The sequence below is a fragment of the Pseudanabaena sp. lw0831 genome (genome assembly GCF_016584665.1).
Taxonomy (GTDB): Bacteria; Cyanobacteriota; Cyanobacteriia; order Pseudanabaenales; family Pseudanabaenaceae; genus Pseudanabaena.
Genome location: NZ_BBJB01000018.1, coordinates 1 through 26247, shown reverse-complemented (window position 1 = coordinate 26247; position 26247 = coordinate 1). Strand labels below are relative to the sequence as shown.

Here is a 26247-nt window from a genome sequence, read left to right as displayed (position 1 = left end):
AAGAGAGTTGCGGCGCAAAGCGCCGCAACTCTCTTTTGGGTTTTATCTCTTAGCTATCTTGGCTATAGCTGTATCTTCGTAAATTAAAACCCAATACCAATGAGGGTTACAAATTCTCAAAATGGCTTTGTCATTTTGAGAATTTGTAAGTCTGGGTCGTAATTGTGACGAAATTGTTACAATAGAGAAAATTTATTTATAAATATTTATGGTTCAGGCTGCATCGACTAATTTTTCGCGAGAAGATTGGCAAAAGGGATATGAGTCACTGCGTACTGAGCAGGCTTATCGGATCGATGAGATCGAGGGACAGATTCCTCTAGAGCTAGAAGGTACTTTATTTCGGAATGGTCCTGGACAGCTCGATATTAACGGGCAGAAATATGGACACCCCTTTGATGGAGATGGCATGATCTGTGCGATCGCCTTTAAAGATGGCAAGGCGCATTTTGCAAATCAATTTGTAAAAACACCTGAGTTTATTGCTGAGCAGAAAGCAGGCAAAATTTTATATCGGGGCGTATTTGGTACGCAGAAAGCTGGCGGCTGGCTGAGCAATATATTTGATTTAAAAAATAAGAATGTGGCAAACACCAATGTGGTGTATCAGGGCGGTAAGTTGTTGGCTCTATGGGAGGCGGCGCTCCCTTATTCACTTAATCCTAAAAATCTAGATACATTGGGTTTAGAAAATTTTGATGGCAAATTAGGGGCGGGGCAGGTCTTTACAGCGCATCCGAGAAAGGACGATCACACTGGTGATTTGTGGGGTTTTGGGGTGCAACCAGGTCCGATGTCTACGATTTCGATTTATCAAGTAAATGATCAAGGTGAGTTGAGTACAGAATCTCAGGTCAAAGTTTCGGGATTTTGTTTCTTACATGACTTTGCCTATACGCCCAACCATCGGATTTTTATGCAAAATCCTGTGTCTTTTAAACCTTTGCCATTTATGTTGGGGTTAGCTACGGCAGGTGAATGTATTGAACTAAAGCCAAATGCTCCCAGTCAGTTTTTGCTGATCGATCGCCAAGGCAATCTGCAAACCATTGAAACCGATCCTTGTTTTGTATTTCATCACTGTAATGCCTACGAACAAGGCGATGAGATTATTTTGGATTCGGTTTGCTATCCTGACTATCCCAAGTTAGAAGCAAATACGGATTTTCGGAATATTGATTTTGACAAGGTAATTGCGGGGCAGTTATATCGCTTTACGATTAATCCCAAACTTGGCACAGTAAAGCGCGAAATGATATTAGAGCGATCTTGCGAATTTCCTGTGGTGCATCCCCGCTGTGTGGGGCAAAAACATCGTTACGCCTATATTGGCGCGATCGCTAAAGAATCGGGCAACGCACCTTTACAAGCGATCGCCAAAGTCGATATGGAAACGGGTAAGCAAGAATTCCATAGTTTTGCGCCACGCGGTTTTATTAGTGAGCCGATTTTTGTACCACGCGATCTCAATGCCGATAGTGCTGAAGACGATGGCTGGATTCTGACTTTAATTTTTGATGCAGAACATAATCGCTCAGATTTGGTCGTACTAGATGCTCAAAACATTTCTGGTAAAGCCTTAGCCACATTACATTTAAAACATCATGTACCTTATGGATTACATGGGAGCTTTACGACTGAAGTTTTTTAAGCAAAAGGGGCGCAAAGCGCCCCTTTTGCTTAAAAAAGATCTAAGGGAAAATGTCCGTGAGTACCGCTATAGCCATCCGCAAAGTCTGTATGCAGAGATAGCAATACGCCCCGATAAGTACCTTTGTAGTTATCAGAATGGTATCGACGACTGCGGGGATTGTATTTGAGATATATGCCATCTCCGATCGCAGGTAAGTCTGCGTCGGGTAACTCGTAGCGAAAATGAGCAGCATAATTTTGCAGAGCTTGCAAAGCTTCGGTGGTGGTATCGGCACAGATCCCAAAAATGTGATAATCGGCTTGTTTCGTTAAGTAATCTAGGGCTTCGCAGATTTGCGATCGCCGTTCTAAAGTTGCCGATTCTCGATCTAAGTCGCTTAGTTCCCAGAGAATTCGTTCAGCATCGGCGATGGTTAGATTATTGCTCATGGGTTTCGCTCATAGGTTTCTAAGGTAAGGAGGAGCTAAATTATATTATGAACATTAACGAAGAAATTGCTCGCTTGCGCGATCTATTGCCTGCCTCTTGGCGGATAGCAACATCAATCAAATCTAAGCCTGAGCAACCTGAGCCAGTCTCAAGTTTACAAATTTTACCTTGGCAGAAAGGGACTCAAGTAAATATCAATTTTCGGCTATGGCGACAGTTACCTGAAGCTCAGAGAGATATGTTGTTATTGCATGAGGTAAGCTGGCGACAACAGACTAAATGGCTACAAACAGGAGCGTATCAGGGTATTGCTGCGGCAGCTTTTGTAGGAGGAGTTGTCGAAGCCGTACAAGGCGATGTCACGGGCATCGCGATCGCCATATTATTAGGAACTATCGGCATCAATCAGATTTTACGGAGAAACAAAAGCTCACAAATACAAATACAAGCTGATAGCGAAGCGCTGGAAGTTGCTCAAAAACGTGGTTATAGTGAAGTCGAGGCAGCTAGAGCACTCCTTGAAGCTATTCCTGCGGCGGCAAAGTTAATGGGGCGAAATACACCTGAGTTCACAGAATTAATCCGTTGCCAAAATTTACGGGTGATCGCTGGCTTATCAAAAACCACGATCCCAGAAACAGGGCTTAATGATTTCTAAGTTCTAAAGATATCTAGCAACAATCAAAAGCCAAAAAATAAAGGTGGCGCTTTGCGTCACCTTTATTTTTTGGCTTTATATAGTAATTAGAGTATCGTTTACATTACTGAAAAACAAAATCAGATTCATATTTAGAATTGTTGATTTTATGCTAGTATTTATACCTTTATAAGATTAAAATACGCTGTAATCAGCTCATCTAAAAATACTCAAAATGGAATATTTCCTATGAGCAGTTGTAGAAATGCACTAGAAGAATTAGTAATCGAAGAAGCAGAGGCACAATACAAACGCTTAGGTGCTGATGTAAAAAAGCGCGTCGATCTTAGTGAAGTAATCGCTTATACACTCAATCGCTTACCGCCAATGTATGCAACTACTCAGCGCGGATGGGTACAGCAACGTAAGAGAGCAGAGCAAGAATTAGGATCAGCGATCGCTAAAACTGTACGCAATGGTTTTTTGAGTACACAGAGCGATGTCTTGAGACAGAGCGATCCAATACCTGACCATGAGCTGATCAGTCAGGCGAGATCGCTTTTTAAGTTACGTAAATTATTTAGCAAGGATTATCTCAAGTGGAAAGATGTTCCTGAGATTGTTCAAGATGCCTTAAATTCAGGATACTATCAAAGCCTTTCTAATGGCACATATGTCAGCTTAGATCGACGAAATTCTCTTTTAGCTCGCAGCTATGCAGTGCGGCGAAAAACAACGACAACTTTGTCGAACTCATCTAAGACAACTAAAACTGAGAAAGATATCTCAGCCGAGCTTAAAGACTTTGAGTCTTACATGTCGGGAACTATCTATCGATATAGCAATATTCTTGAAAGTCTTGTGAATGCGATCGTTGAGCGCCGCGCCCAACGCCTAGATGAAAATGTTCAGCAGAAGGTTAATATCGATGATGTGGCAGCATATGTCCTTAATCGCTTGCCACCGATGTATGCCACCAGTCGTCGCGGATTACAAAATTTGCGACAAAGAGTCAAGTCTGAGATGACAAGTCAAATTATTAGTATTGTCAAGGAAGCTTTGACTAAAGTAGTTCAAGCACCTGAAAGATCTTTATCCCCTTTACCTTTTGAGAAATTTAATATTGAGCTAGAAGATTCTTTAGTGCAATTACGAGAATTACTCAACAGGGATGATATTACATGGCGCAATATTGCTGAAGTTGTCGAAGAATGCTTAAGAGCACCTAAGTCTGATTATCCAACTTGGCGAGCAAAGCACGATGTCTGAATGGGTTTAGCAAAAGGGAGCGCAGTGCGCTCCCTTTTGCTGTAATTATTGCTTTAAGCATTGTGACGATTGCTATAGTAGCAATAGTAAATTTATTCACAACTGAATCAACCTAACTAATATGCTTAGCCCTATTTTGCAAACTAAGATCGAGAGTCAGATTAATGATAATAAAATCATGCTCTACATCAAAGGAACTCCTCAACAGCCTCAATGTGGATTTTCAGCAGCAGTTGTGCAAACTTTTAATGCATTAGGACATCCTTACGAAACTGCAAATATCCTTGAAGATGGCGACTTACGCATGGGAATGAAGGAGTTTTCTAGTTGGCCGACTTTTCCGCAAGTGTATGTTGGTGGTGAGTTTGTTGGCGGCTGCGACATTGTCATGGAGCTAAGCCAACGCGGTGAACTTGCTACTATTGTTCAAGAAGCGATCGCTAAGTAAATATAAAAAGGAGGCGCTTTGCGCCTCCTTTTTATAAAACATTTGATAATGCTTTTTTGGTTCTTTTCCAAGCCCAAGAGCCAAGCCCAAATACAATCAAGCTAAAAACAATTAACACTATTTGAAAGCCAATTTGCTGCTTGCCACCATTTTGTTTGCCAAATACATTCGTTAAAAAATCTAAAGATACGGCAATCACGGCTAAAGGCAAACTCGCAGCTATGTTTTCTCCATTATTCAGTAGCCCAAACACTTTGCCTCGCATATTTTCAGGCGTATGTTCTTGAATTACAGTCCGCATGGGTATAACGATTAAAGCGCCATTCACACCAATAAAACTACCAATCAGCCAAGCAACCCATTGATTGGAGACAAATGCATACATCAGCAAACCGATCGCCATACCAATAAAGCCGATAAATGGTAGTGGTCGATGAGCAAACTTTTTGCCATATTTACCTAAGATAAAAGCTCCAATCGCTAATCCTAAGCCAACCGAGGCAACAAAAGAGCCAAATTCTTCACGATTACCTGTAACCACTTCAGCAAGATTAAGTGATAATTTTTGCATTGCACCAAGAACTGCATATAGCAAAATCATCTGTAACATTGCTCCACCGATCAAATGATTGTGGCGCACATATTGAAAAGCTTCTCTTAAATCAGTCCATATTCCTGAGCCTACTTTTTTAGGATGGATAATCTCGTCCTTGGGTAAAGCAAATAAAAATAAGCCAGAGATTATATACAAGCTTCCTAGCAAAACTTCACGACTATAAGATGTGGCTTCAGGGAAAAGATGCAGCGTAAATGCTAATAATGGTGCGCCGATCGCAAATCCGACAATCAATGATCCCACTTCTGTAATGGTGAACAGAGCATTGGCAGCTAGAAGATCTTGCTTGGGAACGATTAAGGGGATGGCTGACTGCTCGGCGGGTGCAAAAAAATTGGTGAGGGTAGAAATAAGAAAGGTAAACAGTAGTAAGACAGCTAATGAGCGAGGTGCAAACGGAATCGCAAAGATGCAAGCTCCCCTCAAAAAGTTACATAAGATTAAGACTTCGCGTTTTGGATGCCAATCCACAAAAATACCTGCGATCGAACCCAAAAACACCGCAGGCAAGGTCATAGCAATCATGATTGATGATTCTCGCGTATTCACATCACTCCCGCCATCAGCGACAGCAAGGGCAATCAGCAAAATCAGGACAACTTTATCAACTAGCTGAGCCAATATTTGAGCAAGCCACAATGCCAAAAATTGACGATTACGCAAAACTGCTAAATAGCCAGCGGGAGAGTTTAAATCGGGTTCAGACATCAGTAAAAATAGCTAGCTAAAGTGGCGTTTCTTAAAAATATTGTAGAGACTATCGATAACAAAAAAAGGAATCGCTTCGCGATTCCTTTTTTTTATACTGGCGATCGCCGCCGTGATGCTTCTATTTTTTCTTGTTGCTTAGTTTTGAGATCATTGCGATCGCCAGTTCCCCTAGGAAATTGAATTACATCCGCAGCCGACATTTCACGCGCCGACCGAATCAGCAAACCTGCAATAAATAGACAGGATATCGTCGAGCTACCACCATAACTTAAAAAAGGAAAAGGCAGCCCCGTTGTTGGCAACACACCCGTTGCCACACCGACATTCAAAAGTGCTTGTACCACAATTAATGACGTAGACCCAAGGGCAATTAAGCGAACCACGGGATCTTTACATCTGTATGTCACCGACAGCCCAATCGTGCCATAAATCATCACTAGTATTAGCAAACAAATGCCACCAAACAAGCCAAATTCTTCAGCAAAAACCGCGAAAATAAAGTCAGTATATTGAATTGGCAAAAATAGCTTTTGCTGGGACAAGCCAAAACCAGTCCCCCATAGACCACCAGAGCCGATCGCCATTAAGCTTTGTACCAATTGATAGCCATCGCCCGCTTGATCTTGCCAAGGATCGAGAAATGACATAATCCGCCGTCGTTGATATTCACGAAAAGTAACACTTGCAACTGCTACACATGTCCCTAAAGCCGCAGTCCCAAAAAGTTGTAGGCTTGGTAATCCTGCCCCTAATGCAATCAACCATAGCGTAATCCCACAAAGCGCCGTCACACTCAAACTAGGCTGCATCAAAATGCCGCCTAGTACTAACAAAAATACTAACAGCCATCCAATTCGTGCCTTCCAAGGCGTGCGATGCCAGTTACCAAAAAGTTGCGCTGCTTGCAAAATCAGAAAAGGCTTAATTAGCTCCGATGGCTGCAATAAAAATGAACTCGATCCCACCGATAGCCATCTTGTCGCGGCATTGCGAGTTGTCCCTAACCCCGGAATATGAGTTGCATAGAGCATCGCCAGAATAATGAACAAAAAGATTGGGCTGATTTTGAGCATGAACTTTAATGGCAAATGCACGATCGCATTAAAGAGCAATAAACCAATCACCGCCCACGCTAATTGATATTTGAAATATAGCGTGCCATCTTTAAAGGCAACGTCGGCAACGGGATAGGATGCAGAAAAAAGAACTGCGAGTCCTGCAAATAACCACAAAAAAGTCAGCCATCGCAAGAGACGAGCTTCTGTTGCCCATTTATCGACGGTACGATCAAAAAATGGGAATACCTGAAAAATCTGAAGGAGTTTCACGGTTGCAGGGGACTGAGGGTTTAAGTGCAGAACATTAGAGGTTTTGTGCTGTTATTTTAACCATGATTTTTCGCGATCGCTTAAAACAAAAAATTATTTATTGGGAGTCTGATGTAAACCCATCATAAAGTACATTAAAACTCGCTTGAGTAGAGAGATTTGCAACAACAGTAATCCTAAACGCCTTATTACTTTGAAGACCCAATTGTGGTTAGAAAAAAGGCGATTAGAGATATCAGTTAGCCAAATTACGCCTAAGTTATCCCATTTGCGTTTTGATTGATAGCGTTTTAAAACTGCGATCGCACCCAAGTCTTCTTGGTTTTGATGAGCCGCTTTCAACACATTAGCTAAGGCATTAACATCACGAATACCAAGATTCATACCCTGCCCTGCGATCGGGTGGGTGGTATGAGCAGCGTCACCGATTAGGGCTAATCGCGGTTGAATATAAGTTTGGCTATGCATCCATCGAGGAACATAGTTAATCCTAGTTCGCGACTCAACTGTGATGTTTCCCAGCTTTTGGATGAGAGGTTCACCAAAACGTTTTGCTAGCTCTTGTAAAAATGTTGGTTCATCTAGAGCTAGCAAAATCGGGGTTTCTTCTTTGGTCGCTGTCCAGACGATACAAGCACGATCGCTCCCTAATGGCAAAATCGCAAAGGGACCACTAGGTTGAAAACGCTCATAGGCAAAATTTTGATGGGAATTTTCAGACTTAACCGTAGTGACAATACAGGTTTGCTCGTACAGACGCTCCGAGATCTCAATCTTTGCCATTTGACGCACTTGCGATCGCCCACCATCCGCACCAACTAATAATTTCGTTTCCAAATATTGTTCGCCGATTTCCGAGCTGATTTTTACGCGCATCAGATCGCGATCGCTGACATGCTCGATATCTAAAATTTTGGCAGGACAAATTAATTCTAAATTTTGACATTCCCGTGCAAATTCCCAGAGCGAAGCCAAAGTCACAGCATTTTCGACAATATAGCCTAGTGCTTCTTGCCCCATATCCTCACATCGCAACTGCACTTGATAGGGTAAATCCCCCTCTGAGACCTGAATCATATGCATCGGGGTTACCCCCCTGCGCTGCATAAGACCCCATACCCCAATATTTTGCCAAATCTGACTTGATCCTAAGGCGATCGCACTAGCGCGACCATCAGCCGTAAATTCTCCACGCAAGAAATTACCATTGCCTTCAATAATTCCCACCTTGAGATTGCGGTTTGCCGAGCAATTCTTGTCGCCTAACGCACAGGCTAAACTCGCGCCCACCATTCCCGCACCGACAATCAGCACATCAAACATTAATTAAGTTACTTTTTAAATTATTTTTTATGGTTCAATTTTCTATTATCAATATTTTGTAAAGAAATATTGATAAATCACAGATATTTTTAACTATACCTAGCGTCAGTCAGGCTAGGGCAAAATCAAAACCCAGTCATAGAGTTGTGACGCAAAGCGCCGCAACTCTATGACTGGGTTTTATGTCTTCATTAAATTGACAATAGCTATCCTTATCACATGTGGGCAAACACAAAGAGATTACCGCAACTAAAAACTGCGATCAAAAAAGACTACAAGAAACTAATAACAATTCTCGAAAGTTGTAGTCACACTTTCGAGAATTAAAAATCAAACCCAGTAAGGATTTTGGATTCTCAAAATGGCAATGCCATTTTGAGAAGAGGTACTTACCTAAAAAGGTTACAACTAACAAACAGTTAGGCTGGTATGGTATAGAAAAGAATAGAGATTTTATGCTTGCTTCCTGCCTAAGATCCCAAATTCTGTAGCTACAACAGTTGTTAATTGCTATTTGAGCAACAGAAGAGTGCGTCTTAAGGTGGGAAAATTTTGGATTAGAAAGAAAATTTTGGAGAAAGTTGGATGAGTTCCCCAGCAGCACTGTCAGCGTCATTAGTACAGATAGTTAATTTAGAGAGCGATCTGCGTGCCGCCAATTCCCGTCTACGATTTCGTCTCAAGCTCGTGGAGGATTTATGGGAATCAGTCCTACTAAGAGAAAGCGGTCAAGAATTAGTCGATTTATTGCGACAGCTACGGGCCATGTGTTCGCCAGAAGGTCAAGCACCTGAATATCCTGCCCAAGAAGTTTTAAAATTGGTCGAAAGCCTTGATTTACAACAAGCAACTACGGCAGCTCGGGCCTTTGCTTTGTTTTTTCAACTAATTAATATTGTTGAACAAGATCATGAGCAAGAGCAAACTAACATCCATCGGATCAGCCCGATCAATAGCGAAGCCGAATACCCTGTAGGTACATTTCGTTGGCTCTTCCCAGAACTCAAAAAGCTAAATGTGCCTCCTCGCCAAATCCAAAAAGTCCTTGACAATCTTGATATCAGTCTAGTATTTACTGCTCATCCTACCGAAATTGTGCGGCATACAATTCGTGAGAAACAACGCACGATCGCGAAGATGCTCAAGGAACTAGATCGTCTCATCGGAATTAAAGGTGATGAAATCGCACCACAGGCAATCGTCTTAAACTGGGAAGCCGCAGCACTGCAAGAGCAAATAGCCGAAGAAATTCGACTCTGGTGGCGCACTGATGAGTTAAATCAAATCAAACCCACGGTTTTAGACGAAGCTGACTATACATTGCATTATTTTGAAGAAGTCTTATTTGAGGCGATCCCCGTGCTTTACGATCGCATTGCTTCGGCGATTTCGGTAACTTTTCCCAAGCTAAGATTGCCTCGTTACAACTTCTGTAACTTTGGCTCATGGGTGGGTAGCGATCGCGACGGCAACCCCTATGTCACACCCGAAGTAACATGGCAAACCGCCTGCTACCAGAGAAATCTCGTCCTTAACAAATACATTAAGTCTGTTGAGCGCCTTAGTCGTCTGCTGTCGCTATCGCAAAGTCTCAGTGATGTTTCCCAAGAATTGCTTGGTTCCCTTGGGGACGATCAAATTTATTTACCCGAAATCTACGAAAAATATTCACTCAGATTTCGCCAAGAACCTTATCGCCTCAAGCTAGCTTATGTGCGTGAGCGCCTCGTCCGTACACGCGATCGCAACCAACAATTGCGCCATAGCGGTTGGCAAGCTTCAGAAATGGAGCTGTCTACCAAAGGTCAAGAACATCATCTCTACAACCATGTTTCAGAATTTTTGGCGGAGTTAAAACTAGTTCAAGCAAGTTTAGTCGAAACAAAACTCAATCCCAAGCCACTCGAAAACCTGATTCGTCAAGTTGATGTCTATGGATTTCATCTTGCCCACCTCGATATTCGTCAAGAGAGTACCCAACATAGCAACACGATCTCGGAAATTGCCGAAGCACTCCAGCTTCTAGACAAGCCCTATGACGACCTCACTGAAATCGAAAAGGTGACATGGTTAACCCAAGAGCTAAAAACTCGTCGCCCGATGATTCCCGCCAAGCTGAACTTTAGCGCCAAAACCAACGAAATTATTGAGACATTTCGGATGGTTGCCAAAGTTCAACAAGAATTTTCAGTCGCCATTTGCAATAACTACGTGATCAGCATGAACCGTAGTGTCAGTGATATTCTCGAAGTAATGTTACTGGCTAAAGAGGCAGGGCTTTACAATCCTGCAACGGGTATGGGTTCGCTCAGCATTGCCCCTTTGTTTGAGACAGTCGAGGATTTACGTAGCGCACCGCCAATTATGACCGAGTTATTTGAGCTGCCTCTTTATCGTGCTTATCTCGAATGCCACGAACATCTGCAAGAGGTGATGCTTGGTTACTCAGACAGCAACAAAGATTCGGGATTTTTAAGCAGCAATTGGGAGATATATAAAGCGCAACGTGCGCTCCAAGAAGTTTGTCAAAAATATAAAGTCGATCTCCGCATGTTTCACGGGCGCGGCGGCTCGGTCGGACGTGGAGGTGGACCAACCTATGAAGCGATCTTGGCTCAACCAGGACGCAGCATCGAAGGACGGATCAAGATCACCGAGCAAGGTGAAGTACTTGCCTCAAAATATTCTTTGCCCGAAATCGCCCTTTACAATCTGGAGACGATCGCGGCGGCGGTCATCCAAGCAGCTTTGTTACCTAGCAGTACCGACACTCTCGACTGTTGGCTGGATACAATGGAAGAAATTTCGGTGCGATCGCGCCAAGTATATCGACACCTCATATACGAGCAACCAAATTTGGTCGAGTTTTTTCATCAAGTCACCCCGATCGAAGAAATCAGCCAGTTACAAATTAGCTCTCGCCCCGCAAGGCGGGCGGGAAAGAGAGACCTAGGTAGTTTAAGGGCGATTCCATGGGTATTCAGTTGGACACAGAGCCGATTTTTATTACCATCTTGGTATGGCATTGGGGCAGCCCTTGAGGAGTTTCTCCAACAAAATCCTGACGGACATTTATCGCTGTTGCAATATTTTTATAGCAAATGGCCATTCTTTAAAACCGCAATCTCGCGAGTCGAGATGACGCTTGCTAAAACCGATTTGCAGATCGCGCATCATTATATGCGGGAGCTTACCAAAGAAGGCTACGAAGAAGCTTTTATAGAGATATTCGCTGAAATATATGAAGAATATCAACGCACTCGGAAGGTAATCCAAGCAATTACTGGACAAAAGCAAATCCTTGATAGCGATCGCGATCTGCAAAGGTCTGTACAGTTGCGTAATGGCTCGATCGTCCCGCTTGGTTTTATCCAAGCATCTTTGCTCAAGCGCTTACGCCAACATCGTTCTGATACTATCGATCTGCGATCGCGATACTCCAAGAACGAGCTATTGCGCGGTGCGCTACTCACCATCAACGGCATCGCCGCAGGTATGAGAAATACAGGTTGATCGCTCTTTTAAAGTTTTTAAAAGCCTTGCAAAACAAGGCTTTTAAAAACCATTTGGTTTTAGCCAACGCGCAAAGCGCGATGTATCCATGTTACGATTTTGGACAAACTGAGCGCGTTTACTAAGCTGTGAGGAATATGAGCCCCAATCGTAATTTCCACGATCCCATCAGGGTTGGTGTTATAGGTATCGGTAATATGGGGCAGCATCATGCAAGGGTGCTCAGCTTGCTCAAGGATGCAGAACTAATTGGCGTTTCTGACGTAAGCATAGAACGTGGACGTGATACTGCTAGCAAACATCGTGTACTCTTTTTTGAGGATTACCACGACCTTTTGCCACTGGTCGATGCAGTTTGTATCGCAGTGCCCACAAGGTTACATTATGATGTCGGCACAACTTGCCTCAAATCGGGAGTTCATGTCCTCATCGAAAAGCCGATCGCTGCCACAATTGAAGAAGCTGAATCCCTAGTTAAAACTGCCTCTGACCACAATCGAATTCTCCAAGTTGGACATATCGAACGGTTTAATCCTGCATTCCAAGAACTGAGCAAAGTTTTAAAGCATGAGACGATTTTGGCGATCGAAGCCGATCGCATGAGTCCTTATTCACAAAGGGCTAATGATGTATCGGTCGTATTTGATCTGATGATTCACGACATCGATATAATCCTTGAGTTAGTTGCTTCGCCAATCGTGCGTGTTTCAGCTCATGGCAATCGTGTTTCCCCTGAGTCTGAGTACCTTGACTATGTGACTGCAACAATTGGTTTTGAAAATGGTGTAATTGCCACTCTTACATCTAGCAAGGTTACGCATCGCAAGAAACGTAAAATTACGGCTCATTGCACAAATTCACTAACTGAGTCTGATTTCCTCAATAACGAAATTTTGATTTATCGCCAAACTACGGCTAACTGGACAACTGATTATGGTCAAGTCCTCTATCGTCAAGATGGCTTTATCGAAAAAGTGCACACCAGCAATATCGAGCCGCTTCATGCTGAGCTAGAGCATTTTGTGAATTGTGTTCGTGATACACAACAGCCATCGGTCGGCGGCGATCAGGCTCTAAAGACCTTGCGTCTGGCTAGTCTGATCGAACAAACAGCTCTTGATGGTCAAGTTTGGCGTAGTTGTGATTTGCAACTACGTGAAATTGCGATCGCAGGAAGTTATTAAAAACCAAAAGATGTGAGTCGGTGCGAAGCACCGACTCACAACAAAGAAGAGAGGTGACGCTAAGCGTCACCTCTCTTCTTTGTTGTGAAGTTGCTTTAATATGGGTCACCCATTAGCATGATTATCTAGAGATAGAACTTCTTTTAGGAAGCCAGAATTCATACACGGAAAGGATTTAAGCAACTTTTGGGGTAAAAGGAACTATGGGAACAATGCTAATTCTCTCCAGTCAAAAGAGTCATCTCACACAGCAAAACAATGCAGGAACTCAAGCTCATGAAATCTCTTACAAAAATCTCTTTAGGTATTGCGATCGTTACTTCTGTTCTTACCTCTTTTAGTGCGATCGCCTCAGCCGAAGAAGTAACACTACCTGGTAGCTATGTGGGTGCTGGAATCTCGCTCCAAAGCTTTGCCACAAATCCTTCTGTAATTGGAGCAAACTTAGCAGGTCGCTATAAGTTTGATGGAGTACCAATTTCTGCTAGAAGTTCTGTTCTCTTTGGAAATGGCGGTACTTCAGTTGTTCCTACTGTTTCCTATGATTTACCCGTAGGCGATCGCGCTAATGTTTATCTTGGGGCTGGTGCATCGTTTAAAGTTGGCGGGAATAGCAGCTTAACAGGCGATCAAACTGCTTTCGCTTTGCAACCTGGGGTAGAAGTTAGCATTAACAAGCGCGTTCTACTTTACAGCAATGCTGTAATTCCATTTAATGGTCAGAGTAATGGCTCGGCAGGCACTTCGCTCCAAGCAGGTGTAGGCGTTCAATTCTAACAAACCAAAAAAATAGAGGCGGCGCAAAGCGCCGCCTCTATTTTTTTGGTTTCTAAAAGAAGTTGCAAAGCAACTTCTTTTTTTATGCTTCCCAAAAACGACACCCCTGACATGGGCCGTTAGGATTTACAGCACAGCGAATCATTTCTGAACCAGCATTATATCGACAATTACTATCTCCTATCACCCAACGTCCATTGCTCAGGCTTCTCTCCAAATTTTCTGGTGCAGGCTGTACATAGACTAAAATTCTAAATAAGTTGTATTTACCCTTGCGAAATTGATATCGATGGCGGCGTTCTAAAATCGTATAGGTTTTACCTTCTAAATCAATATGATCGCCAGGCTGGGGAATCCAATCTAGGTATATTTTGCCCAAAGTGCTTTCAGGATAAAGAGTACAAACCTCTGTCGGCACTGACAATATTTCCATAGAACTAATTATTTAAACTATATTTGATTTACTTGAACTCAACTTATTGTAAGCCCCCGAACTAAAAATTCTAATTATGAAAGTGTTACTTTGCAACACTTTAACAAGAAATATTGTGGTTTATTTAATAAAAACTGCTGTTATAAATCTCCGCTTATAAATTTTTGTACCGCCTGCCCAAAGTTATCATTAGCCTAGTATGCAATTTAATCGATTAGTAGCGATCGCCTTCTTTTTCCTGACATTGGTGATATTTATACTCTTAGCAGAACCAGCTAAAACCAAGGTAATCGCTGATGCAAAGTTTACGGAAAGTCGCCCAAAAATCCCTCAAAGAACTACGCAAAGAATTGCTCAAAATATCAGCTTTTCTCCAGAGATCAACCAGTTTGCACCAGTGAAAGGTTGTGAGAACCAACCACCAGCGAATCCACCTGAGCCGTCATTACCCGCCGCACTCACTTCTACTCCCATCACCCTAGAGCGATTTCGGAAACCCTTACCCCCCTCTACAGTAAATTCTACTTCTTCTCAGAAAGGAATTACCTATAACCCCAAAGAAGTAATTGCCTTGGCGGCAGCTTCTAACTATGGAGAGCGATATCTCAAAGATCTATCTGGTCAGCCTGCTAATAATCCACCGATTATTGTTCTGCATGAAACGGTTGGCTCTGCTAATAGCGTCATTAATTTTTTTCAAGAATTCCATACTGACGAGGACAGTCAAGCTAGCTATCACACATTAATTACTTTGGAAGGCACGATTATTTACTTTGTTCCCCCAGATAAACGCGCCCTTGGTGCAGGGAATTCTATTTTTGTGAGTTCTTTAGGAAAAGAAGCAATCCAAACTAATCCTCGATATCCCAGTTCTGTAAATAACTTTGCTTATCATATTTCCTTGGAAACGCCTGCTGATGGGATGCATGATGGTTATACCCATAGTGGATATACAGAAGCTCAATATCAATCTCTAGCATGGTTAGTCGCTAAAACTGATGTGCCACTAGAGAGAATTACTACTCACAGAATTGTCGATCGCTCTGGCTCACGTATCGATCCTCGCAGTTTCAATTTTAATCTTTTCCAAAAGCAGCTAAGTGAATATTCTAGAACCAAGGAAATCTCTATTGGCTGTCCATCAACACCATAGATAAAGGAATCCTAAAAGCCCAAAAAGGTAAAACGCCCGCTTAGCGGGCGTTTTACCTTTTTGGGCTTTTAGTTTTTATTAGGCTAAGGTACTTTGGCTATTGGCGATCGCATCAAAACATTCGGTGGAGACAGTCAATGATTATTTGATTAAATCAATTAAACTTAAAGAGATCGCAAATAATCCTCACAAACTTTTGGGATGAGCTTTAGGGACAAATGTTTAAGACTAACAAGATAGTTTATGGATATGCGATCGCCTTAGGCTTTACTTTCTTGGGGACTTCCGCAGGCTTGCTAGTAGGAAATAATTATCACCAAGATGCACTTCAGAAGATGCTAGGGGCTGTTGAAGATCGCAAGTTTTTAAATACTCTCCAAGTCGATATTTTATATAATCGCCCTGCCAAACAACTATCACCTTACTTAGCCGATCCAGATGGATTTAAGCGAGAAAGCGGTAAATTCCTAGATCGTATTCAGAAAATTTCAACCGCCTTAGAGGCATATAACTCATCTGGTAAGACGTCAAACATCGAGGGGCTGCAACCCTTGCTAGCTGAATACGAAATGGTAGTTAAAAAATTTCAGCAAGAAGCAAAGCTAGAGATCGCGCAATTAACCTCACTTACAGAATCTCCAAAGACTTTAACTACAGCAGAATTACGAGTAGTTAAACTCGTCAAAAGCAAGGATTTTGTCAAGTTTATTGAGTTTCCCGATCGCCTATTACCATTTGCTCAACTTGCTGATTTACAAACAACAAAAGCTGAGTCAGCACTAACTTATTCTAAGACGATTCGCAATAGCATAGTTGCTGGAAGTGTACTCTTGTCAGCAGTGATCTCAGGCTTATTTGCGATCTTTGCTAGTCGTGCGATCGCTCGCGAACAAGTGGCGATCAACCAACAATTGCGCGATCAATTAACCGAACGCGAGCAAGCTGAAGCACAACTTCGTGAAAGTGAGCAGCGCTATGTCAACTTAAATGACGCAGCTCCTGTCGGAATATTTCGCACCGATGCTGATGGCAACAGTATATACATTAACCAACGTTGCTGCGAGATGATTGGCTTGCCACCAGAAGCAACTACTGAAAAATCTTGGCAGCAAGCATTGCACCCCGACGATCGCGAGTATGTCATCGCCGAGCAAATTCGCACACGCCGCGAAAATCTACCATTTCAATTAGAGTATCGAATCCTGAGACCCAATGGTTCCGTAATTTGGGTACTGGGAAACGCTGTCGTCGAGCAAGATGCCAATGGGCAAATCATCGGCTATGTGGGGACAATCACAGACATTAGCGATCGCAAGCGATCGGAAGAAGCCTTACAAAAAAATGAAACCCATTCCAGAGCCTTAATTAGTGCAATGCCTGACATAATTTTTCGGATGAACCAAGAAGGTGTTTATCTGGAATTTCTTGCTTCTCCAAATTTTAACGTTTTGGGCGATCTCTCAAAGATGGTGGGAACCAATGTATTGGATATTTTGCCGCCCCAAGCGTCACAGCGACGCATGAAATCTGTCCAAAAGGTGCTTCAAACTGGTTCTATCCAAGTTTACGAACAAGAACTCTATATTGATGGTATACCTCAAATCGAAGAAGTTCGCATTGTACCTTATAGCGAAACCGAGGTTTTAGGATTGGTGCGAAACATCAGCGATCGCAAACAAGCCGAACTTGCTTTAGCAAAAAGCGAAGCCCAGAGTCGCGCCATATTATCGGCGATTCCTGATTTGATGTTTCGGGTGGGGACTGATGGCGTTTATCGCGAAGTTATTACGCAGCAACAAGATTTCGCATTCTTTCCACTAGACTTCAATCTTATTGGGCGGTCAATGACCGAGGTTTTACCCGCAGAACTTGCCGATCGCCAGTTTCACTATTTGCGTAAAGCGATCGAGACTGGTAAGTTGCAAATCTACGAGCAAAACATTCAAATAGGCGATCGCTTTCAAGATGAAGAAGTGAGAGTGATCAAGAGTAGCGAAGATGAAGTTCTATTTATGATTCGAGACATTAGCGATCGTAAGCAATCTGAAATTGCTCTACAAAATCTAATTGCAGGAACAGCTACTACCACTGGGCAAGACTTCTTCCCCGCACTAGTAAGCCACATTGCCAAAGCCCTCAATGTTTCCCATGCCCTAGTTACCGAACTGGTTGATGATGAATTACACTCTCTAGCTTTTTGGGGGAATGGATTACTTCAACCAACTTTTTCTTTTAATATTGCAAAAACCCCCTGCGAAAAAACATTACAACAGGGACAGTTTTATTGTGATAGCTTTGTTCAACAGATGTTCCCACAAGATCTAGCTCTAGTTGATATGAATGCGTACAGCTATCTTGGTATTTCCTTAAAAGATAGTAATGGTCAGGCGATCGGCAATCTTTGTATTTTAGACAAACAGACAATTCCCAATCCGCAAAGAGCGGAACAAGTGCTAAGGGTATTCGCTGCCCGTGCTACCGCTGAGTTGGAAAGGCAACGGGCTAACACAATGCTAGTTCAACTCAATCAAGAACTAGAATCAAAGGTGCAAAAACGCACTATGGAACTCCAAAAACTATCAGAACGCCTCACTTTGTCACTAAGATCAGGAGCGATCGGATGCTGGGAATGGCATATTGATCCGCCACATGTTATTTGGGACGAGCGCATGTACGAACTTTTTGGGACCAAAGAAAAAGTAGATCCTCGAATGGGATACCAAACTTGGGCAAATGGACTTCATCCCGAAGACCGCGCTGCCACCGAAGCACTTGCGCTGCAAGCTATCCTAGGAGAAATAGAGTTTGATACAGAGTTTCGAGTAGTACATACTGATCGCACTATTCACTTCATTAAAGCCTATGGAACATTGTTGCGAGACTCTGAAGGCAATCCACAAAGCTTGATTGGTATTAATTTTGATATTAGCGATCGCAAACAAGCCGAAAATGCTATTTTGGAATCTCAGAAATTCTTACAAACAGTCCTTGATACATTCCCTCTGTCAGTATTTTGGAAAGATCGTAACTCAGTCTATCTTGGTTGTAATCGCAATTTCTTAAAAGATGCAGGACTTGACTCAGTGGCAGATATCATTGGCAAGACTGACTATGAAATGCCTTGGGGACAGACCGAAGCTGATTCATATCGTCAATATGATCGCCAAGTCATAGACAATGACGAAGCCAAGCTCGGTATCATCGAGTCTCAATTGCCAGCTAGTGGCAATCAGATTTGGTTAGAGACAAATAAACTGCCTCTCTATAATTTGAAAGGTGAGGTGATTGGCATTTTAGGAACCTATCAAGATATTACAGAGCGGAAACAAGCAGAAGAGCAACTACAACATACTAACCAAGAACTCCTCCGTGCGACCAGACTCAAGGATGAATTTTTGGCTAATATGAGTCATGAACTTCGTACTCCTCTTAACGCCATTCTCGGCATGGCTGAGGGATTGCAAGAGCAAGTCTATGGCAGCATCAACGATCGCCAACTCAAAGCCTTGCAAACTGTAGAAAACAGTGGCAACCATTTACTAGAATTAATCAATGATATTCTCAACCTCGCAAAAATTGAAGCAGGACAAGTTGAACTAAATTATTCATCGACATCAATTAATTGCCTCTGCGAATCCAGTCTGAACTTTATTAGACAACAAGCAATGAAGAAACAGATTCAGCTCGATATACATCTACAACCAAATCTCCCTGAAATGCAGTTAGATGAACGGCGGATCAAACAGGTGTTAATTAATATTCTTAATAATGCCGTCAAATTCACAGCAACTGGAGGACGCATTAAACTAGAAGCCACCAAGCTTTCTCATGTCTCTGAGCAACCCCAAAAACAAACACAAGACTATCTGCAAATATCGATAACCGATACGGGCATCGGCATCTCGCCAGAAAACATCCAAAGACTATTTAAACCCTTTATCCAAATCGATAGCGCATTAAATCGAAAATATGAAGGAACCGGCTTGGGATTAGCACTGGTAAAACAAATCGTCGAACTTCATGGTGGCACAGTCGGAATAACCAGTGAACTAGGTATTGGTAGTTGCTTCACCATAGAATTACCGATCAACCATCTCGAACCTCCCCTTACACCAGAACCTCGGTCCGAATCTAATCTTGAGCCGCATTTGGAACCGAGACAGACATCGGTATCTACAGCACCATTAATTTTGTTGGCAGAAGATAATGAAGCTAATATCATTACAGTAACTAGCTATCTTGAAGCCAAAGCATATCGCCTTCTCATCGCAATGAATGGTCAAGAGGCGATCGCCCTTGCTAAGAACGCTCAACCCGATCTAATTTTAATGGATATCCAAATGCCCTTCATGGATGGGCTAGAAGCCATCAAGCAAATTCGCCTCGATCCAAACTTGGCTGATATTCCGATTATTGCTCTAACAGCTTTGGCGATGGCAGGCGATCGCCAAAAGTGTATAGATGCTGGAGCTAATGAATATATTGCTAAACCGATCAAGTTAAAAGCTTTATCCCAAATGATTCAATCCTTTTTGGATTTCTAAAAAGATTTAAGCATTATGAAATCTACTCCTAACTCACAAGATATTCTATCGGCAATCGAACACAATCCTCTAGTGGTTGCGCCAGATACACACGTAATTGATGCGATCGCCATGATGAGCGAAGTAGGTTCCAGTTATGTGTTGGTACATAACGATCAAAGGATGCATTCTCAGGGAATGGGGATTTTCACTGAGCGAGATATTATCCGCATTAACGCTCAGCGATTGCCAATAAACGATTTACAGATACAGTCGGTGATGAGCCATCCTGTCGTGACGATCCAAGCATCAGATCTGACTGACATCAATGATGCTTTAGCCCAATTTCAAGAGTTTCGGATTAATCATTTACCCGTACTAGATGGCGATCGCCTTGTCGGGGTGCTAGCTAAAGATAGCTTGACTGAGATATTAGCGCAAAAAACTTTACAGCATTCTTCGCAGTTAAGCGAACAAACACAAGCCCTAAAAATTAGTGAAGAGCGTTGGCAGTTAGCACTCAAAGGAGCAAATGACGGGATTTGGGATTTCGATATGGCGACAAATAAGGTTTTCTACTCTAGTCGATGGAAGCAGATGCGTGGTTTTGATGACGATGAAATTGGCGATAGTCTAAACGAATGCTCAAGCCGCATCCATCCCGATGATTACGATCGCGTTATAGCTACTGCCAATGACCACTTAGCTGGTAAAACAGAATTCGTGGAGATGGAATATAGAGCACTCTGCAAAAATGGTTCCTACATATGGGTACTTGAGCGCGGACAAGCCTTAAGAAATGAGTTTGGGCAACCCATTCGCGTTATTGGTTCCGATACAGATATCAGCGCTCATAAACTAATTGAATCCAAGCTAATCCAGAGTGAGGCTCAATTTCGCTGTTTGGTAGAAGGAGGGCTCGACTTGATTTGGTCAAGCGATCAAAATGGTTTATTTACCTACCTCTCACCACAATTCAAGTCGCTTTTTGGCTGGGAGTCTAGTGAATGGATTGGCAAGTCATATACCAACCTTGTGCATCCAGACGATCGCCTGCGAGTAAAGACTCTTGAATTTATGGAGAATGTGGAATCGGGCAAAAAATCTTGTCATCCTGAGTTTCGACATCTGCACCGAGATGGTCACTATATCTGGGTACGCGCCAATAGTACAACGATTTTAAATCCTGATGGAGTTACGATTGGCAGTCAAGGGACTTTAACCGACATTAGCGATCGCAAGCAGGCAGAAGCAAAACTACAAGCAAAAAACAAGCAGTTAATCCAATCCCATACTAAACTGGCTCAATCCATCGCGAATATTCAACGTAGTAACGCTCTATTAACTGTTCTTCAAGAAGCATCCTTTGATGGCATTCTGGTGATTGACGAGCATCGTCGAGTGATTACCTATAATCAACGTTTTTTAAATCAGTGGGATATTCCTCAATCACTAGTACTCTCGACAGGCGATCTGCAACTTTTCGACATTGTTTTAGATCGCCTCGCCGATCCCCATGAATTTTTGCACCAAGTCGAGCATCTATATGACCATCCAAAAGATATCAGTCATTCAGAGATCAGGCGCAAAGATGACAAAATATTTGATCTTTACTCCGCCCCCATCTATTGGTCTAATGACCGTTATGGGCGAGCTTGGTTTTTCCGAGACATTAGCGATCGCAAACGACTAGAACAAGAACAAACTCGCCTAATCTCCATTCTAGAAGCATCGACTGACTACATCAGTATGGCAGATGCAAACGGAATGATTTTCTGGAAGAATGCAGAATTAAAACGACTATGCGGGATCGATCCCAAGCATGATATCAAGCAATATCAAATTTCCGACTGCCATCCACAATGGGCCGCCGATGTAGTGTTGCAAAAGGGATTACCCTATGCGATCGCCCTTGGAAGCTGGATGGGCGAAACGGCATTGCTGAATGTCGAAGGACAGGAAATCCCCGTCTCCCAGCTTATCCTCGCGCACAAGTCTCCCCAAGGCGAAATAGAATTTTTCTCCTTCATCATGCGCGATATTCAAACTCGCAAAGAATATGAACAGAAACTAGAACTAACCAACGCAGAACTACTCCGCGCCACCCGACTCAAAGATGAATTTTTGGCAACCATGAGCCATGAACTCCGCACTCCTCTCAACTCCATTCTCGGCATGACCGAAGCACTCCAAGAACAAATTTTAGGGGGCGTTAATGAGAAACAACTTAAAGCCTTAAAAACAGTTGAAACTAGTGGTTTGCATCTGCTAGCGCTAATCAACGATATTCTGGATTTAGCAAAAATCGAATCGGGACAGTTCCAACTAGACTACAACCTTACAAATGTGGCATTAGTCTGTCAATCCAGCATCACATTTATCCAGAACCAAGCCTTCAATAAACACATAAAACTAGAGATCAAGATTTCTCCAAACTTGCCAGCCCTGCAAGTAGATGAGCGACGCATCCGCCAAGTGCTGCTTAACTTGCTCAGCAATGCAGTGAAATTTACCCCCAAAGGTGGACGCATCACTCTAGAAGTTAAACAGCTAGAATTGCAGGAAATACATACTAGTTCATGGATTCGCATTGCTGTAATTGATACAGGCATCGGCATTTCACCAGAAAACATCCCAAAACTATTTCAACCCTTTATCCAAATTGATGGTGCTTTAAATCGTCAATATGCAGGTACAGGTTTGGGGTTGTCTCTTGTCAAACGTATGGTGGAATTGCATGGGGGAATTGTCGGCTTGACCAGCGATCTGGGCATTGGCAGTTGTTTTACGGTTGATTTACCATGCATTACTAGTTTACAAGAGGCGATCGCAGATGTTTCTCTCAATCCAACTTCCGACCTGTCATCTCCAGTATCAGCCAAAGCTAATTTATCCCCTTTAATATTGATAGCCGAAGACAATGAAGCTAATATTAGTACATTGACTGACTATCTTGAAGCTAATAGATATCGTATTCTCATAGCAATGAATGGACAGGAGGCGATCGCGCTTACTAAGACTCATCAACCTGATTTAATTTTGATGGATATCCAAATGCCGATCATGGATGGACTAGAAGCAATCAAGCAAATTCGTCTCGATCCAAGCTTTACTAATATTCCGATTATTGCGCTGACTGCTTTAGCGATGGCAGGCGATCGCCAAAAGTGCATAGATGCTGGAGCCAATGAATATATTGCTAAGCCGATAAAGCTAAAAGCTCTATCGCAGATGATTCAATCCTTTTTAGCCCCATAGTCGAGATACCCGTGATGCGCTCTCCCTTAACCCATGACATACTATCTGCAATCATCCGCAATCCACTAATAGTTGCGCCAGAGTTGAATGTGATGGAGGCGATCGCGGCTATGAGCAAAACTGGTTCGAGATGTGTATTAGTGGTTGAGAAAAAAGGAACTGAAGCTGAAGGCATCGACTTAATTGGTATTCTCACTGAGCGGGATATTATTCGGATCAGCTCCAAGGGCAAACCTTTCGACCAGTTGCCGATTCAGCAAGTAATGAGCCATCCTGTGATCAGCATCCAAGAATCAGAGCTTACTGATATCAAAACCGCATTGTCGCTATTCAAAGAACATAGTATTCGTCATCTGCCAGTTTTAGAAGGCGATCGCATTGTCGGGTTGTTAGCGCAAGAATCCCTCGCCGAGATGTTGGCGCAGACAGTGTTGCAGCTAGAGTCTCAACTCACGGAGTTAAGCGATCAGAAAATAGTTGCTGAACACCCATTTGGAAATAATGACACCCAGAGTCGCGCCTTATTAGCGGCCATTCCCGACCTATTGCTAAGAGTAAAACAAGATGGAACCTGCGTGGAATATACCCCTCCATTGATAGAATCCGAGAAATTTGAGCGAATTGGTCTACATCTTTCAGAACTATTGCCTCCAGATTTACTGCAACAACAGCTAGATGCGATCGCCTTAGCTATCTCCACTAAAGAGTTACAAGTTTACGAACATCAATTTGCCATTGGCGATCGCATGATATATGAGGAAGTTCGGATTATCGACATTAACTCTGAAGAAGCTTTAGTGATTGTGCGGGATATTAGCGATCGCAAACATGCTGAATCCCAATTAAAAGAAGCAAATGAGCAGCTTAAAATCTCCCATAACCAACTTGCTGAATCGGTTATAAACATACAGAGAAGCAATGCCTTGCTTGTAGCGGAGCAAGAAGCTTCCTTTGATGGGGTTTTGGTGATTGATGAACACCGTAAGGTTGTCACCTACAATCAACAACTGTTAAATCTATGGAAAACCTCTCCAGAGTTAATGGCAAAGGGAGACGATCGCGAACTTATCAACTCTATCTTAAATCAACTCACACATCCAACTGAGTTTTTAGAAAAAGTCGAATATCTATACACCCATCCCAAGGAAATCAGTCGTGACGAAATTAGCCTCCTCGACGGGCGATTTTTTGAACGTTATTCTGCACCTATTTATTGGTCAAATGACAGTTATGGGCGGGTTTGGTTTTTCCGAGACATTAGCGATCGCAAACATGCCGAAGCGCAACTGCTAACTATCAACGAGCAACTCGCAGCCTCAAATCAAGAACTGACAAGAGCTAACCGCCTAAAAGATGAATTCCTCTCGACCATGAGCCATGAACTCAGGACACCGCTTAATGCGATCTTGGGAATGACAGAAGGATTAAAAGAAGAGGTGTTTGGATCGCTCAATCCCAAGCAAATTAGAGCCTTAGTAGCCATCGATCAAAGTGGCAATCATCTATTAAATCTGATCGTAGACATGCTCGACTTTGCACATATTGTCGCTGGAAAGTTAAACCTGAATCTTGCTTCTACAAATATCCAGCAGCTTTGCAACAACAGTCAGCAACTAGTGCAAGCATCAGCTAACCTCCGACAAATCCAACTTACTTCTAACATCCAGTCTCATCTACCGAACCTAGACCTAGACAGTCATCGGATCCAGCAAGTATTAATCAATCTGCTCAGCAATGCGATAAAATTCACCCCAGAGGGAGGAGCGGTATCAATGGAAGTCGGCATTTATAACGATCCCGATCGGGATGTTCCTAATTCTTGGCTCAGATTTGCTGTCACCGATACTGGCATCGGCATTGCCCCAGAAAACATGTCCGCATTGTTTCAACCATTTACCCAACTAGATGGCGCACTTAATCGCCAGTATGAAGGCACTGGGCTTGGACTAGCGATCATCAAGCAGCTTGTAGAACTGCATGGTGGTCGAGTCGCTGTGAGCAGCACAATTGGGGTAGGAAGTTGCTTTATGTTTGATCTTCCATTAAGTGATGATTTTGCACTATTACCATCACCTGAGCCTGTTCTTAAACTGCAATCCTCTCAACAAGAGGCGAATCAATCACCGCTACTTTTGCTAGCAGAAGACAATGAGGCAAATATTGCGACTATGGAATCGTATCTAGAGGCTAGAGGATATCGAGTCATCGTCGCTCGCGATGGTCAAGAGGCGATTGCACTTACTAAGACTCATCGCCCTGATTTAATTTTGATGGATATCCAAATGCCCGTCATGGATGGGTTGGAAGCAACCAAGCAAATTCGTCTCGATCCAATCTTGACTAATATTCCGATTATTGCGCTGACAGCTTTAGCGATGGCAGACGATCGTCAAAAGTGCCTAGATGCTGGAGCCAATGAATATATTTCTAAGCCGCTCAAGCTTTCAGCTCTAGCGCAGAGGATTCAAGACTTTTTGACCTCATAGACAAAACTCAAAAGATGAGAGGCGGCGCGAAGCGCCGCCTCTCATCTTTTGAGTTTTGCCCTCAGGAGATTGCTAAAAGAAATAACTAATAAAAAACCATACAAAAAGGCAGGGTCAAAGAATCGTTATCGTTTTTACTTTGTCTTTAACATAGAGATTGGAAAAATTTATTTAGAAGTTACCGAGCCACCAAATTAGACCATGACCAGTAGAAGCTTCAATGATGAGAAGTGAAACAAAGCCGATCATTGCAAGTCTGCCATTGAGAAGTTCGGCATAAGGAGTAAAGCCAGCTCTATCAGTATCGTCAACGTACATTTTGGGTTCGACCGCGAAATTGTTGAGTACACCGCGTTCGTTTACTGTATAGCTGCTCATTGCTTTGTCCTTTGTGTGTGAGTTCCTTATGTAAAGAAATATAACAAAGTATTTCGAGATGTGAATCTAGCTAAAGGTATGTATGACTGCTTGGCTTTGCCTATATAAAGAGGTAGTCAAAAGCCCA

Annotated in this window: 17 protein-coding genes; 11 read left to right on the top strand and 6 right to left on the bottom strand. The window is 42.7% G+C overall.

What is annotated here, in order from left to right; translation table 11 throughout:
* The first annotated feature begins 208 nt into the window (after positions 1-208).
* Complete coding sequence (locus APA_RS04100; protein ID WP_201321049.1) at positions 209-1651, top strand: carotenoid oxygenase family protein; 1443 nt, start codon at positions 209-211, stop codon at positions 1649-1651.
* A 29-nt stretch (positions 1652-1680) separates the two neighbouring features.
* Here the strand turns inward: APA_RS04100 and APA_RS04095 are convergent, their stop codons facing one another.
* On the bottom strand, positions 1681-2082 hold the full coding sequence (locus APA_RS04095) for a DUF1824 family protein (RefSeq protein WP_201321048.1): 402 nt from the start codon (positions 2080-2082) through the stop codon (positions 1681-1683).
* Between the two features lie 47 nt (positions 2083-2129).
* On the opposite strand from APA_RS04095, the gene APA_RS04090 reads away from it, so the two are divergent.
* From APA_RS04090 to grxD, 3 genes are all read left to right on the top strand, one after another.
* Positions 2130-2741 (top strand): DUF3318 domain-containing protein, encoded by a 612-nt coding sequence (locus APA_RS04090; protein WP_201321047.1) that lies wholly within the window; start codon positions 2130-2132, stop codon positions 2739-2741.
* Positions 2742-2969: 228 nt separating this feature from the next.
* Complete coding sequence (locus tag APA_RS04085; protein ID WP_201321046.1) at positions 2970-3989, top strand: late competence development ComFB family protein; 1020 nt, start codon at positions 2970-2972, stop codon at positions 3987-3989.
* Between the two features lie 121 nt (positions 3990-4110).
* On the top strand, positions 4111-4437 hold the full coding sequence (gene grxD, locus APA_RS04080; protein WP_201321045.1) for a Grx4 family monothiol glutaredoxin: 327 nt from the start codon (positions 4111-4113) through the stop codon (positions 4435-4437).
* A gap of 31 nt (positions 4438-4468) precedes the next feature.
* Here the strand turns inward: grxD and APA_RS04075 are convergent, their stop codons facing one another.
* The 3 genes from APA_RS04075 to APA_RS04065 all read right to left on the bottom strand — a co-directional run bounded on the left by APA_RS04075 (position 4469) and on the right by APA_RS04065 (position 8415).
* Positions 4469-5761: an MFS transporter gene (locus APA_RS04075; RefSeq protein ID WP_201321044.1), complete on the bottom strand. Its 1293-nt coding sequence runs from the start codon at positions 5759-5761 to the stop codon at positions 4469-4471.
* Between the two features lie 92 nt (positions 5762-5853).
* On the bottom strand, positions 5854-7092 hold the full coding sequence (locus APA_RS04070) for an FtsW/RodA/SpoVE family cell cycle protein (protein WP_201321043.1): 1239 nt from the start codon (positions 7090-7092) through the stop codon (positions 5854-5856).
* Positions 7093-7185: 93 nt separating this feature from the next.
* Positions 7186-8415, bottom strand: a complete 1230-nt coding sequence (locus APA_RS04065; protein WP_201321042.1) for an FAD-dependent monooxygenase — start codon at positions 8413-8415, stop codon at positions 7186-7188.
* 585 nt (positions 8416-9000) lie between these two features.
* On the opposite strand from APA_RS04065, the gene ppc reads away from it, so the two are divergent.
* The 3 genes from ppc to APA_RS04050 all read left to right on the top strand — a co-directional run bounded on the left by ppc (position 9001) and on the right by APA_RS04050 (position 13889).
* The gene (gene ppc, locus APA_RS04060; RefSeq protein ID WP_201321041.1) at positions 9001-11928 is read left to right on the top strand and encodes a phosphoenolpyruvate carboxylase; all 2928 of its coding nucleotides are present in this window, start codon (positions 9001-9003) and stop codon (positions 11926-11928) included.
* Between the two features lie 137 nt (positions 11929-12065).
* Entirely contained in the window at positions 12066-13112 is a 1047-nt protein-coding gene (locus APA_RS04055) for a Gfo/Idh/MocA family protein (RefSeq protein WP_201321040.1), read from the top strand.
* A 276-nt stretch (positions 13113-13388) separates the two neighbouring features.
* Complete coding sequence (locus APA_RS04050) at positions 13389-13889, top strand: porin family protein (RefSeq protein ID WP_201321039.1); 501 nt, start codon at positions 13389-13391, stop codon at positions 13887-13889.
* 82 nt (positions 13890-13971) lie between these two features.
* Here the strand turns inward: APA_RS04050 and APA_RS04045 are convergent, their stop codons facing one another.
* Positions 13972-14322: a DUF6464 family protein gene (locus APA_RS04045; protein ID WP_201321038.1), complete on the bottom strand. Its 351-nt coding sequence runs from the start codon at positions 14320-14322 to the stop codon at positions 13972-13974.
* 199 nt (positions 14323-14521) lie between these two features.
* Here APA_RS04045 and APA_RS04040 point away from each other — a divergent pair, with 199 nt between their 5' ends.
* The 4 genes from APA_RS04040 to APA_RS04025 all read left to right on the top strand — a co-directional run bounded on the left by APA_RS04040 (position 14522) and on the right by APA_RS04025 (position 25742).
* Entirely contained in the window at positions 14522-15475 is a 954-nt protein-coding gene (locus APA_RS04040) for a peptidoglycan recognition family protein (RefSeq protein ID WP_201321037.1), read from the top strand.
* A 218-nt stretch (positions 15476-15693) separates the two neighbouring features.
* Positions 15694-20019, top strand: coding sequence for a PAS domain S-box protein (locus APA_RS04035; RefSeq protein ID WP_201321036.1), 4326 nt, complete (start codon positions 15694-15696; stop codon positions 20017-20019).
* Positions 20020-20034: 15 nt separating this feature from the next.
* The gene (locus APA_RS04030) at positions 20035-23256 is read left to right on the top strand and encodes a PAS domain S-box protein (protein ID WP_201321035.1); all 3222 of its coding nucleotides are present in this window, start codon (positions 20035-20037) and stop codon (positions 23254-23256) included.
* A 14-nt stretch (positions 23257-23270) separates the two neighbouring features.
* A complete protein-coding gene (locus APA_RS04025; protein ID WP_201321034.1) occupies positions 23271-25742 on the top strand; it encodes a response regulator in 2472 nt (823 codons plus the stop codon).
* A 171-nt stretch (positions 25743-25913) separates the two neighbouring features.
* On the opposite strand, the gene APA_RS04020 is transcribed toward APA_RS04025, so the two are convergent.
* Positions 25914-26120 carry a chlorophyll a/b-binding protein gene (locus APA_RS04020; protein ID WP_103670232.1) on the bottom strand — a complete coding sequence of 69 codons (207 nt, stop codon included), beginning with the start codon at positions 26118-26120 and terminating at the stop codon, positions 25914-25916.
* Between the last annotated feature and the right edge of the window lie 127 nt (positions 26121-26247).